Below are 11,560 nucleotides of genomic sequence, written 5' to 3'. Positions count from 1 at the left end.
GGCTTCGTATCGGGGGCGGGGGGAGGTGTGGGTGCCTCGCTCTTTGGGTGCACCGGCTGCGGTTTTAGTGCTGGGTGCCTCGCTCGTTGGGTGCACCGGCTGCGGGTTACGGGTTGATGTCCCACTCGCGTTTGTTGCGGCGGTGCTGTTCCGCCAGCTTTTCCAGTGCTTGCGGGTCGCCGTGGGTGCTGAAGTGTTCGAAGCCCACCGCGATGAACACCGCCCTGGCGTTGACCGCCACTGGGCCGTCGGGTGCGTCTAGGTGGCCGTCTGCGCTTACGTAGATCTTTCGGCCTGCGATGCCGTCCAGGCGGGCTTCGATGTACAGCGTCGACCCGACCGGCACCGGGCGGCGGAAGTCTGTCTCCAGCTTTCCCGTCACCGCGGGGCGGTGCAGCAGGTTGCCTACCGTGGAGCCGAGTGCCTCGTCGAAGGCGCAGGCCAGCAGGCCGCCGTGGGCTAGGCCGGGGGCGCCCTGGTGGGCGGAGGTCACGGTGAACTTCGAGTGCACCGTGTAGCCCTCGCCGATGGCTGAGCGCAGATGCAGGCCGTCGTCCACCTCGTCGCCGCAGCCGAAGCATTCGGCGAAGTGGGCGCCTAGTTCGGTGCCGGGCGCGGGGGCTTTCGGGTGGATCTCCGGCGGCTCCACCGGCACCGGCGGCCACGGGCCGGAAACAGGACTCATGCGACGACGTTAACCCGGCGGAAGGACCCGCCGGCACCCGCCCTGACCGGCTCGTCTGTCTTTCTTCAGCGCAGGGTAGTCGGAAAATTCCGCACGGTAGAAATTTCGCGACTCATCCTGCCAGCTTGGTTCAACGGGTCAAGACTGGGGAAATGTGCTCCTACGGATGGACCGGGACGTGTGCAGGAGGAGGTCACCGCCGGGATGAGTGAGCCAAAGACGGGGAAACCCGAGGTCGATCAGAGAACAGTCAAACGCGCGGTGATCGCGTCCGCGATGGGTAACGCGACCGAGTGGTACGACTACGGCGTCTTCACCTCAGGGGCGATCGCGACCAGTATCGGAACACTGTTCTTCCCCGGCGAGGGCAACGCGGTGCTGAAATCGCTCGCCCTGCTGGCCGTCGGCTTCATCGTGCGACCGTTCGGCGGAGCGTTCTTCGGCCCGTTGGGGGACAAGCTCGGCAGGCAGAAGGTCCTCGCGCTCACCATCCTGCTGATGTCCGGCTGCACCTTCCTGGTCGGCGTGCTGCCGACGTATTCGGGCGGATACAGCATGGGCATCGCGGCCCCGATCGCGATCTTGCTGCTGCGGCTCGTCCAGGGTTTCTCGACCGGCGGCGAGTACGGCGGCGCGGCGACGTTCATCGCCGAATACGCGCCCACCAAACGGCGCGGTTTCTTCGGTTCGTTCCTGGAGATGGGCACGCTGGCCGGCTACGTGCTCGGCAACTCGGTCGTGCTGATCACCTACCTGTCGCTGTCGACCGAGCAGTTCGACTCGTGGGGCTGGCGGATCCCGTTCTTCATCGCGCTTCCGATCGGCGCCATCGGGCTCTACCTGCGGTCGAAGCTCGAGGACACGCCGGAGTTCCGCCGGCTCGAGGCGGCGGGCGAGAAGGCGAAGAAGGCCCCGCTCAAGGAGACCATCCAGCGCAACTGGCGGATGATCCTGAACCTGATCGGGATCGTGTTGCTGCTGAACATCGCCGACTACATGCTGCTGACGACCATGCCGACGTACTTCACGTCGACCCTGCACATCGGCGACACCGAATCCAGCCTGATCATCATCGGCGTGGAAATCGTGCAGTTCGCGCTGCTGATCCCGCTCGGCGCGCTGTCCGACCGGATCGGCCGGAAACCCTTGCTGCTCACCGCGGCCATCGGGTTCATCGTGCTGAGCTGGCCGAGCATCAAGCTGATGCAGAGCGGCAGCCTGCTGTGGCTGATCGTCGGCTTCCTGGTCGTGGCGATCCTGCTGGCGCTGATGCTCGCGGTCATCGGCTCGACGTTCCCGGCGATGTTCCCGACGCGCGTGCGCTACGGCTCGTTCGCCATCGGCTACAACATCTCGACGTCGCTGTTCGGCGGCACCTGCGGCGTGATCGTCACGGCGTTGATCGACGGCACCGGCAACGCGGACTGGCCGGCGTACTACCTGATCATCGCCGCCCTCATCGCGCTCGTCCCGATCATCAAGATCCCGGAGACGGCCCGGGTGCCGATCGAGCAGATCGACACCGCGGACACCGGCGGCAAGCTCGCCGGAGCCAGCAAGTGAGCAGCTGAGCCAACGCGAAACCGCCCTCCGTCCATTGAGGACAGAGGGCGGTTTTCGTTTTCGAAGTCAGCTGTTCTGCGTCGCCTCGACCGCCTGCGGAGCGAAGCGCTTGCGGGCCCAAGCTGCCAGGCCACCGGCGACCACGACGGCAACAACGGTTTCGATCATCAGTGCGACGAGCACCATGGTGCTTCCTCCTCAGGTTCTCGGGCCGGCCAATGGCGTGCCGGCTGAGCGACTGGTTCGACGACCGCTCCGGCCGCCACTGAGAACATCGCCCCGAAAGCCCGGGATATTTCGTCGAAAACCCACTGAATCCGGTGACGTCCGCCACTCTTGCCGCGAATGCGTTTCAGCCGGAGGTCGAGCTGGGTAACGAGACGCTTCCCGCAGGTGAACGCAGGGACCCGGGGGCCTGTGCGGTCGTGGTCGGATGCGCCCGCGGCGGTTCCGGCACCCGGGACGCACCCGCCGGCGAACCGGTCGGCTCCGTCGGCGGTTCCTTGCCCGGCGAGCCAGGGCTCACCTTCGGACCGGGCGTCGGGAGCTGTACCGGACCCGGCGGAACCTTCATCGGCGCGACCGGACTGGACGGGGCGGGCGAGACGGTGGCGAGTCCCGGTCCGGCCGGCATGACCGGAGGCTGCTCGGCCCCGCGGTTGCCGACCGCGAGACCGGCCACCACGAGTACCGCGACCGTCGCGGCGGAGCTGCCCGCGACCGCCCAGCGCTTGCGTTTGCGGCGGACGGCGGCGCCGCGCACGATCACGTCCGCCGCGTCGAGTCGCATCGGCGGGCCGTCCGGCGTCCGCGCGAACAAGGCGCGCACGTCGTCGGCGTCTCTGTCGTCGGGGACCATCTCGTTCACCTCCCTCCCGGGACGGGCAATGCCTCGAAATGCGGGCCCAACCGGGTCCGCAGGGTGGCCAGACCGCGCGCGGCCTGGCTCTTCACCGTTCCGGTCCGGCAGCCGAGAGCCGCGGCGGTCTCTTCGACCGACAGGTCCTCGAAGTACCGCAGCACCAGCACCGCGCGCTGGCGCGGGGCCAGCGCGGCGAGTGCCTGCTGGATCAGCTGGTCGTGTTCGGTCTCGGCGGCCGGAGCCGGAACGTCGGGTGGTGCGTCGGTGAGCCGCTCCCGTTTCCAGCGGCTGCGGCGGTTTTCCGCGAGGAAAGTGCGCAGCACGATTTTGCGCGCGTAAGCGTCGAGCGCGTCGTGCCGGGCCAGCCGCGGCCAGGCGAGGTACAGCTTGAGCAGCGCCGCCTGCGCGAGATCTTCGGCCCGGTGCCAGTCCCCGCAAAGCAGGTAGGCGGTAGACCGCAGGCTGTGCGCGCGCTCGCCGAAGTACCGGGCGAACTCACCGTCCCACGGTGAGCTCTGCCCGGACGCCGGACGGGAGCGGGAGGGCACCGGGCGATCAGCCCCAGACCGAGGGCAGGTGCAGGTCGCCGGTCGGGCCCGCGGGCACCGCGGTCGGGACGCGCTTGGACTTCGCCGGCTGACCCGGCGCGGCGACCTTCGGCGCGGCCGTCGAGCGCTGTGCCGGAGCCGGTGCTGCGGTGGGAGCGCCGGGCGAGACTGCCGGGGCTCCGGTCTTCTGCGGGGCCGGCTGCGAGACCGACGGCGGAGCGTCCGCGGCGAAAGCGACCGCGCCGCCGGTCAGCGCGCCTCCGGCGAGCAGCAGCGAACCGATGGCGAGAGCGAAGCGAACACGCACGAGTTTCCTCCTGGTTCAGGCGAGCGCCGGGTGGCGCTCCTCTGCTCTAGTCATGCGGTCGGCCCTCGCCGGGGTTGCATCGGATTTTTTCCGGCCGGGACAGCCGAACGGCCGGGAGCGTTGGAGAGCTCCCGGCCGTCCGGTTGGTGCTGGTTCGCCTGCGCTCAGGCGGCCAGCGCCGACAGCTTGGTCCACGCCGCCCAGTCGTAGGTCCAGTCGCTGTAGTCGCCGTCCTTCGCGCCCAGCTGCTGGGTGCTGCCGGAGATCTCCACCGGATCGCCGGGAAGCACGCTGTCGTAGTAGGTTTTCGCGTTCGCCGGCGACAGGTTGAGGCAGCCGTGCGAGATGTTCTTCTTGCCCTGCGCCCAGATCGACGCCGCGAGGCCGTGGATGAACTCGCCGTTGTTGGAGATCCGGACCGCCCACGGCACGTTGACGTCGGTGTAGTTGTAGCGCGGGTTGCTCATCGAGTACGTCGCGTGCTTCGACATCACCACGTGCGTGCCGCTGTGCGTGACCCGGCCCGGGTCGGAGTCGAGGCCGTAGCTCACCGGGAAGTCCATGACCTGCTGGCCGTCGCGGATGACCTGCATGGTGTGTTCCTGGGTGTTGCCCTTGACGATCTGCGAGCGGCCGATGGTGAAGCTCGCGGAGACGTCCTGCTTGCCGTAGACGCCGTCGCCCATCGAAACGCCGTAGATGTTGGCCGAGACGACGACCTTCGTGTTCGGCTTGAAGTACTCCTTCGGCCGCCAGTGCACCGAAGTGTCGCCGTTGAGCCACGCCCACGCGCCCTCGGTCTTCGGCGTGGTCTCCACCGACAGCGCGCGCTCGACGGAGGCCTTGTCCTTGACCGCGCTCGGGAACGTGAGCGCGATCGGCATCGCGATGCCGTAGGTCTGGCCGTCGCCGACGTTCAGGCTGCCCTGCATCTGCCGACGCGGCTTGACCGTGGTGAACGAGCCGTTGATCTGGACCTGCTTGCCGTCCTCGCCGGTGGCCTGGCCGGACCAGGTGTAGGTCTTGCCGTAGCCGAGGTCTTCGGTGCTGCTCCAGCTCTTCTTGTCCGGGGACTGCTGCCCCTGCACCTGCTTGCCCTCGGCGTTGGTGAGCGTGACCGCCCCGAGGGTGCCGCCCGTGACGGTCACCTTCGCCGGTGCGCCCGGCGCCACGTCGCCCGCCCCGGAAGCCGGCGTGAGCGCCACGGCCGCCGGTTTCGCGGGCGAGGCAGGTGCCTCGGTAGGTCCGCCGCCAGCGGTCCCGCCCGCGTTCACGCTCGACCCGCCGCTGCTGCACGCCCCGAGCGTGAGCGCGGCGATCAAGCCCAGCACCGCGACGCCGGCCCGGCGGCGTGCGAAGTGTCGGATTGTCACACCGATCCCCAATCTCCCCTTGGTACCCCGAACACCAAGACGTCCCGGCCTGCCATCGCGTTCACCGGATAAGGGGTGACCAGCATCACACTGCGCCGAGTAATCATCACGGAGGCGGTTCGATCGACCGCGCACTGTGCATCCTCGAAGTGTGCTGGGGGTACTGGATCAGACTAGCCAGGCGGCCGACCGCGCTGCGTAAACGGCGATACGACGTTCCGGTGATGCGCGCACGACGGAACCGATCCTTGCGATCAACGGGGTTCAGATTTGGTGAGATCCCGGTAGGCTGCTGACCAGGCCGTCGTTTTGCGTGTTCGTGGCTTCACACTCGCGGAACTTCTGACGCGAGCCGTGGGGCCGAAAAGCTCTTCGCTCGTCTCGTTGGAACCGCCCGGGACGGCCTGGGTGCCGCTTCGGTGGCATTCGAAGCGGATCTGTTACGAGGAGTACAGCGGTGGCGCAAGGCACTGTGAAGTGGTTCAACGCGGAGAAGGGCTTCGGCTTCATCGCGCAGGACGGCGGCGAAGGCGACGTTTTCGTGCACTACTCGGAGATCGAGGGACGCGGCTTCCGCACCCTCGAGGAGAACCAGCGAGTGGAGTTCGAGGTCGGCCAGGGGCAGAAGGGCCCGCAGGCCCAGAAGGTCCGCGCGATCTGAGTCAGGCCCGCGCGTTTTCTCAGGCCTGAATGAAGGGCCCCGACGGGATTTCCCGTCGGGGCCTTTTTTCATTGCGGGTTCCGTTGTGGGGAATGGTTGGAACGACGGTTGCCGCGGTTAGGGCCGGGCGGGGTGGGGTCGCGGGTGGGGTGCGGTGCGGCTTGCTCGGGCCGGGTTGGTTGGCCGGGTGTGTGGGTCCTGGGGTTGGTGGCTGGATGGCGCGCGGGGCCGAGCACGTACGGGCGACGCCGGATCGGTTGGTTGCTCGACTGTGAGTGGGTACGCGAAGCCGACCCGATCGGGTGGTGCGGGCCGCTGTGGTGGGTGGGTTGGCACATCGCTGGCCGGGCTGGTGGGCGCAACTGAGTTGCCCGCCTGGGCTTGCGGCTGCGGTTGAGCTGGCTGCCGGAGCTGGCGGCTGCGGCTGAGTTGGCTGGCCGGGCGGGCGGCTGCGGCGGAGTTGGTTTGGCGGAGTTGGCGGCTGCGGTGGGAGTTGGCCGCCTGAGTTGGTGGTTGCGGCGGAGTCGGTTGGCGGGGTTGGCGGCTGCGGCGGAGTTGTTTGCCTGAGCTGACGGCCGCGGCTGAGGCAACCGCCGGAGCGCTCGATGTCCTCCTGCCGCGGCCCGTCCCGCCGCGCCGCCCGGTTCCCGCCCGAGGCCGGCCAGCCCGTCGGCGGAATCGCGGATCGTCCCACTCATCGGGAAGCCAGCCGTCGTCCGACCCCGGAAAGGGAAAACCCCCGGCCGTCGGGGGAAGCCGGGGGTTTTCGTTCAGGGGGGCGGGGTCAGCGTCCGACGAGGGGCTGGTCGAACGTGCCCGCCGGGATGTGGAACTCGTCGGTCATCGCGTCGGAGTGGCGGCGTTCCTGGGCGGAGGCGGCCTGGCCCTCCCACGAAAGGCGCTCCAGGATCCATTCCTGCGCCAACGCCTGCGGGGTCAGGTTCCGGGCGACGGCGAGGTCCTTGAGCTGCTGGCTGGCGATGAGGTTCATGCGCAGCTGGTAGACCTGCGCGTCGCCGAAGCGGCTGCCGGTGCCGGTGCTCTCCGGGTCGGAGTCCGGGGCGAGCGCGGCGAGGTAGCTGGTGAGCTCCTTGTCCTCGACGACTTCGTCGCCGGCGGCCTTGGCGGCATTGCGATGCCGCCCGCTCGAGACGGCTTTGAGATTCGTGCGGCTGCTGAGGCGGCCGAGGGAGGGAAGAGGCACGCGGACACGATAACGGTTGGGTCTCGGCAAAGAAACCACTGTGAGCCACGACACACGCATTTCCGTGCCCGGCAAGCCTAATTCGATCACCTGTTCAGCCCAGTCGGTAAACACATTTCGCGACTGTCTGTCGATCTCGGTACCGAGAGTAGATCCGCAGGTCAGCGCCGGGTGCGGAAATGGAGAGACCCCCGCGCCAGGGGGAGGAACGCGGGGGTCGGAGGGGATCTCCACAGGCGCTGACCGGGGGTGTGTCAGCAACACCGATTGTTGCACGAGTTCCGGGGATCGGCGAGGGGAAGCCGGGAGAAATCGTTCTGCGCGATCTTGGAATGCGTTACCAGGGAAGCTTCGGAGAGTGTTCGCAGGTTCACTCTCCGGGGGGCTGCCGGTGCTGCTCGCCGCTGGTTAGCCTCGCGGCCAGTTGTTGCGAACCGCATGGAGGGGCCATGAGCGGATCGGTCGAAGTTCGTCAGTTCCTCCTTCGGTACGAAGGTGCCGACGGGGGGAGCACGTCACTGTCCGGCGGCGTGCCGGCGCAGCGCGGGTCGTCGGAAGGGCAACGAGTCTCCGACGACCAGGTCCGCCGGGCCCGGCTCGCCGTCGCGGCCGGTGCGCTCGACGTGGAGGACTGCGCGCAGTTGCTGGAGATGCTCGGGCTAAGTCCGGGCGACGACGGCCAGGCGCCGGTGCAGCGCTGATCCGGGCTGTCGTCGCGTGAGCTGAGGCTGGCTCGACCCGGGGAGAGCGGTCGGCTGGTGAATATTTGCCTCGAAGTCGTGTCTCGATGGCCGGGAAGCACGGGCTGGGCCGGCCTGGATTCCCGGCGGGCCGGGCCGTCTCCGGCGTAGAGTGGCGTGGCGCACACCGATCGGCTGGCTCGGCTTCGTGGCGGGCGATCGGCGGGAAGCGGCGCGGTCAGGTCGCCAGCCTGGACGTTATCGCAGGTCGGAGGCTTGTCGATCGCTTAAGGAACCCCCCGTGCACGGCCCCCGGAACGTGCCCTATGCTTGTAATCGCTCCCAGGGGAACACCTGAGAGCGCGGTCGGTCGGTCCTCCGAAACCGGTCGGGCTCCCATCGTTCAGCGGCCTAGGACTCCGCCCTTTCAAGGCGGCAACGCGGGTTCGAATCCCGTTGGGAGTACGCAGTACCAGTAAGGCCCTGTGGCGCAGTTGGTTAGCGCGTCGCCCTGTCACGGCGAAGGTCGCGGGTTCGAGTCCCGTCAGGGTCGCAAGATCGTTCGGCTCCTAGCCGGCGTTCCCGGCCAGGTAGCTCAGTTGGTACGAGCGTCCGCCTGAAAAGCGGAAGGTCGCCGGTTCGACCCCGGCCCTGGCCACAGCGAATTTCAGTGAAGCAGCCCCCATCCCGCCGGATGGGGGCTTTTTCGTCGCCGGGCCGCGGTGCGGGCGGCGGGCGTGGAGCTGGCGGAGAGTCACCGCCGGGCAGCGGTTTCGCCATTCGGAAGCAGTCTTGCCAACCTTCCGGCTCGCTCCCTAGCCTCGATGACATCTCAAAGGTCTGGACCACTGGAGGTCGAGAATGCCGGGAGAGATGGGGCGGCGCGGTTTCCTGGCCGGGTCCGCGGCGGTGGGGGTCGGAGTGGTGAGTCCGTTCGGGGCCGAGGCTGTCGAAGCGCAGCCGGGGGTGGCGGTTTACGCGAACAACGTCGGGTACGCGCCCGGCGCGCCCAAGCGGGCAGTGCTGGCGGCCGAGTCGCCGCGGGCGATTCCGAGGTTCACCGTCGTGGACGTCGCCACCGGGAAGGCCGTCTTCACCGGGAGCCCGCGACCGGCGGCTCAGGTGCCGGGATGGGACGGCCGGCATTACTGGACCGCGGACTTCTCCGCGCTGAAGACCGAAGGCGAGTATGTCGTGCTCGCGGCGGACGGGCGGTCTCAGCCGTTTCGCGTCGGCCCGCTCGTGCTGGAGCGCTACACGCTCTCCCATGTCGTGCACTACTTCAAGGGCACCCGCAGCTCGGACCGGTTCGATCGCCAGGACCGGCAAGCGCCGATCGGCCCCAAGGGCACGCAGGTCATGGACGCCCACGGCGGCTGGTACGACGCGACCGGCGACTTCGGCAAGCACTTCACTCAACTGTCGGACCGCAGCTACTTCAACACCCTGCAGATCCCGCTCACCGCCTGGGTGCTGGCCAAGGCGTACCAGCGGCTCACCGCGCGCGGCGACACCAACTTCACCCAACTGCGGACCTGGCTGGCCGACGAGGCGCTGTTCGGTGCCGACTACCTGCGCCGGGTCAAGCTCGCGGACGGCACGTTCGTCATGTCGGTTATCCAGCCTGGTCCGCCGAAGGACCCGAAGCTGCGATACGTCCTGGCGAACAGCGACGGCGAACCCGTCCAGGTGAATTACCGCGAGGGCGGCGGGGTCGCGATCGCGGCACTGGCTGCGGCGACCACGCTGGACGCGTCGGGCGACTACTCGCACGAGGAGTATCTGGCGGCGGCGGAGGCTGCTTTCGACTTCCTGGAGCAGCACAACGTCGAGATGACCAATGACGGCAAGGAAAACATCCAGGACGACTACGGTGCGCTGCTGGCTGCGGTCGAGTTGTACCAGGTGACCAAGAAGCCAGTATACCGCGAAGCGGCGGATCGCCGGGCGCGGAATTTGGTGCGGCGCTTGGTTTCCTGGAAGTCCTACCGGGACTACTGGCGTGCGGACGACGGCGACCGGCCGTACTTCCATCCCTCGGACGCCGGCCTCCCGGTGCTCAGCCTGCTCGCATACGCCGAGATCGCCGACGCGGCAACGGTTTCCGAGGTGCTGAACGTGGTGCGGCGGTCGCTGGAGTTCGAACTCGCGGTGACTGCCGAGGTGCCTAACCCGTTTGGGTATGCGCGGAATCTTGTGCAAGATGGGGAGGGTAAGAGGTATAGCTCGTTTTTCTTCCCGCACAACGTCACTCCGCGCGCGAAAGACCAGTGGTGGCAGGGCGAGAACGCACGGATCGCGTCGCTGGCGACCGCCGCTCGCCTTGCCGCGCAACGGTTTTCCGGCGAATTCGCGGCACGCCTGCGCTCGTACGCGGCTGACCAGCTGAACTGGATCTGCGGCAGCAACCCGTACGGCGTGTGCATGCTCGACGGCAACGGCCACGGCAACCCGCAGTACAGCTGGCTCGGGTCGTGGCAGTTCCTGCCGACGGCGGGCGGGATTGTCAACGGCATCACCGGCTTGAACGAGGACGGCAGCGGAATAGCGTGGGACCGCGGTTACGTGGTCACCGGAAAGGACGACGATTGGCGATGGGATGAACAATGGCTGCCACACTCGACGTGGTACCTGTACGCGGTCGCGGTGGGTGACTGAGCTGGGTCGGCTATGCCTGTTTTTGGTGACCCGGAGATGTGCGGAGGTTTCGCTGGTTCTCGTCACGAAGGGTGAGATTCGCGGAGCGGGGTCTTGCTCGGGGTGAGCTGCATCGTGCCGGATGGTGCCTGGATTCGGTCGCGGTGGAAGGCGATCTAGGCCGTCGGAGGTGGGTTGCATCTGCCTGCGAGCCAGTGGCCGGTGCGGGTTAGTTGGCTGCGCTGGCACGGTGACGCCGGGCTTCTCACGGGAGTGTGCCGCATTCGCGGACCACGAGCCGTGCCTTGGCGTGGGTTTCGTCGTGCAGGGACAAGACCGATCGTGTGGCCCGGCGGGGTCTCGGTGGCGAGCGCGAACGGGTAAGCCGTGGGCGTTGGTTCAGCGGCCATGGCATTGACCGTGCCCGGGGCGAATCGTGCAGGTCGCCGTGGGCTCGCCGTCGTTGGTTCGGCGGGCTGCGGAGTTTGGTCGTGCCCGGTCGGAAGCGGGCTCATCTGCCGAGGGCTCAGCGAGTTGCCGGTTGATCACGCCCGGTACGGGTTCGGACCCGGCGCGGTTCGTCGTGGGTGCGGCTTCGGCGAGCCTGTACGAGCTGGCAACGGTGGCTGGCGTGCTGCGGGTGTTTGCGGGAGTGGTGCCAGCGTTCCGCCGGGGTGGTCGTGTCCGGTAGGGGTTCGGACCCGGCGCGGTCCGCCGTGGGTGCGGCTTCGGCGAGGCTGCACGAACTGGTAACGGTGGTTGGCTTGCCGGGTGCCGGGTGCCGGGTGCCGGGTGCCGGTGGGCGTGGGGTCAGCGGTTCGCCGGGATGGTCGTGTCCGGTACGGGTTCCCGCCCCGGCGCGGTTCGTCGTGGGTGCGGCTTCGGCGAGGCTGCACGAGCTGGCGACTGTGGCTGGCTTGCTGCGGGTGGGCGTGGTGTCAGTGGTTCGCCGGGGTGGGCGTGCCCAGTTTGGATTGCGCCATGGCCCGCTCGTCACTGGTGCCCGCGGCGGCTCCGGTGCGTTGCCGAGTTTGGTCGGG

Annotated in this window: 10 protein-coding genes and 3 tRNA genes; 7 read left to right on the top strand and 6 right to left on the bottom strand. The window is 68.3% G+C overall.

Translation table 11 applies throughout. The features are described from left to right. Positions 1-106: 106 nt before the first annotated feature. Entirely contained in the window at positions 107-685 is a 579-nt protein-coding gene (locus F9C12_RS21590; RefSeq protein WP_409183697.1) for a PaaI family thioesterase, read from the bottom strand. 204 nt (positions 686-889) lie between these two features. Here F9C12_RS21590 and F9C12_RS21585 point away from each other — a divergent pair, with 204 nt between their 5' ends. After that, positions 890-2,248: an MFS transporter gene (locus F9C12_RS21585; protein WP_409183696.1), complete on the top strand. Its 1,359-nt coding sequence runs from the start codon at positions 890-892 to the stop codon at positions 2,246-2,248. 352 nt (positions 2,249-2,600) lie between these two features. Here the strand turns inward: F9C12_RS21585 and F9C12_RS21580 are convergent, their stop codons facing one another. The 4 genes from F9C12_RS21580 to F9C12_RS21565 all read right to left on the bottom strand — a co-directional run bounded on the left by F9C12_RS21580 (position 2,601) and on the right by F9C12_RS21565 (position 5,338). Then, positions 2,601-3,107 (bottom strand): hypothetical protein, encoded by a 507-nt coding sequence (locus F9C12_RS21580; protein ID WP_409461637.1) that lies wholly within the window; start codon positions 3,105-3,107, stop codon positions 2,601-2,603. A 5-nt stretch (positions 3,108-3,112) separates the two neighbouring features. Then, on the bottom strand, positions 3,113-3,658 hold the full coding sequence (locus tag F9C12_RS21575; RefSeq protein WP_037807444.1) for a SigE family RNA polymerase sigma factor: 546 nt from the start codon (positions 3,656-3,658) through the stop codon (positions 3,113-3,115). Positions 3,659-3,665: 7 nt separating this feature from the next. After that, positions 3,666-3,965, bottom strand: a complete 300-nt coding sequence (locus F9C12_RS21570) for a hypothetical protein (RefSeq protein ID WP_409183694.1) — start codon at positions 3,963-3,965, stop codon at positions 3,666-3,668. A gap of 164 nt (positions 3,966-4,129) precedes the next feature. Then, the gene (locus F9C12_RS21565) at positions 4,130-5,338 is read right to left on the bottom strand and encodes an Ig-like domain-containing protein (protein WP_409183693.1); all 1,209 of its coding nucleotides are present in this window, start codon (positions 5,336-5,338) and stop codon (positions 4,130-4,132) included. Between the two features lie 457 nt (positions 5,339-5,795). Here F9C12_RS21565 and F9C12_RS21560 point away from each other — a divergent pair, with 457 nt between their 5' ends. Further along, on the top strand, positions 5,796-5,999 hold the full coding sequence (locus F9C12_RS21560) for a cold-shock protein (RefSeq protein ID WP_003097368.1): 204 nt from the start codon (positions 5,796-5,798) through the stop codon (positions 5,997-5,999). 784 nt (positions 6,000-6,783) lie between these two features. Here the strand turns inward: F9C12_RS21560 and F9C12_RS21555 are convergent. Then, positions 6,784-7,203, bottom strand: a complete 420-nt coding sequence (locus tag F9C12_RS21555) for a hypothetical protein (RefSeq protein WP_409183692.1) — start codon at positions 7,201-7,203, stop codon at positions 6,784-6,786. Between the two features lie 449 nt (positions 7,204-7,652). On the opposite strand from F9C12_RS21555, the gene F9C12_RS21550 reads away from it, so the two are divergent. From F9C12_RS21550 to F9C12_RS21530, 5 genes are all read left to right on the top strand, one after another. Next, positions 7,653-7,904, top strand: coding sequence for a hypothetical protein (locus F9C12_RS21550; protein WP_037807458.1), 252 nt, complete (start codon positions 7,653-7,655; stop codon positions 7,902-7,904). Positions 7,905-8,275: 371 nt separating this feature from the next. Continuing rightward, positions 8,276-8,348, top strand: a tRNA-Glu gene (locus F9C12_RS21545). Between the two features lie 14 nt (positions 8,349-8,362). Beyond that, positions 8,363-8,436: transfer RNA gene (locus F9C12_RS21540), tRNA-Asp, on the top strand. Between the two features lie 31 nt (positions 8,437-8,467). Next, positions 8,468-8,541 (top strand) — tRNA-Phe (locus tag F9C12_RS21535). Between the two features lie 203 nt (positions 8,542-8,744). Continuing rightward, positions 8,745-10,541, top strand: a complete 1,797-nt coding sequence (locus F9C12_RS21530; RefSeq protein WP_409461636.1) for a glycoside hydrolase family 9 protein — start codon at positions 8,745-8,747, stop codon at positions 10,539-10,541. Positions 10,542-11,560 lie beyond the last annotated feature (1,019 nt).

The organism is Amycolatopsis sp. GA6-003 (assembly GCF_046267895.1).
In the GTDB taxonomy this organism is placed as follows: domain Bacteria; phylum Actinomycetota; class Actinomycetes; order Mycobacteriales; family Pseudonocardiaceae; genus Amycolatopsis.
Note: the sequence above shows the minus strand (reverse complement) of the source record. Positions and strands in the feature narration are given on the sequence as shown.

Excerpts from the sequence above, each read along its gene's own strand:
- F9C12_RS21530 (WP_409461636.1), top strand. The coding sequence starts at position 8,745 with ATGCCGGGAGAGATGGGGCGGCGCGGTTTCCTGGCCGGGTCCGCGGCG.
- F9C12_RS21550 (WP_037807458.1), top strand. The coding sequence starts at position 7,653 with ATGAGCGGATCGGTCGAAGTTCGTCAGTTCCTCCTTCGGTACGAAGGT.
- F9C12_RS21585 (WP_409183696.1), top strand. The coding sequence starts at position 890 with ATGAGTGAGCCAAAGACGGGGAAACCCGAGGTCGATCAGAGAACAGTC.
- F9C12_RS21590 (WP_409183697.1), bottom strand. The coding sequence starts at position 685 with ATGAGTCCTGTTTCCGGCCCGTGGCCGCCGGTGCCGGTGGAGCCGCCG.
- F9C12_RS21580 (WP_409461637.1), bottom strand. The coding sequence starts at position 3,107 with ATGGTCCCCGACGACAGAGACGCCGACGACGTGCGCGCCTTGTTCGCG.